This is a genomic window from Cupriavidus sp. KB_39 (genome assembly GCF_052114485.1).
Classification (GTDB): domain Bacteria; phylum Pseudomonadota; class Gammaproteobacteria; order Burkholderiales; family Burkholderiaceae; genus Cupriavidus.
Window position 1 is genome coordinate 1 of the sequence record NZ_JBFREV010000203.1, and the last position, 468, is coordinate 468.

Genomic DNA, 468 nt, shown 5'->3' on the forward strand with positions numbered 1-468 from the left:
GAGGCGCGTGGGGCGGCGCGGAAGGTCCAGCGCGCGTAGGCGGCCATCGCCAGCTGGTAGCCCAGCACGATCAACACGGCCACGCCGAGCGGCCACATGAACAACTCACGGCGCGGGCGCCAGCTCAGCGTCTTTTCCTGATGCGGGRTGACGCGGTCCAGCGTGGCGTAGATCGCCGCCAGCGCGTTCTGGTCGGCGCCGAAGAAATAGCGCCCGCCCGTGCTACCGGCGATGCGCTTGAGCATATCCAGATCGACCTTGGCCTCGCCCGTGGCCGCCGGGTCGCCGATCCCCACCGTATGGACCACCACGCCGCGCGTGCGGGCAATCTCGGCGGCCTGCGCCGGCGGCATGCGGCTGGCGGTGTCGTTGCCATCGGTCAGCACGATCATCACCTTCTCCGCGGCGTGGCTGTCGTCGAACAGCTTGATGCCGAGGCCGATGGCATCGCCCAGCGCCGTGCTGGCG

General features: G+C 70.2%; 1 protein-coding gene. It reads right to left on the reverse strand.

The features are described 5' to 3' along the window. Nucleotides 1-468 (reverse strand): VWA domain-containing protein (locus tag AB4Z27_RS29535; protein ID WP_441646049.1); only part of this gene is annotated, 468 nt, incomplete at both ends.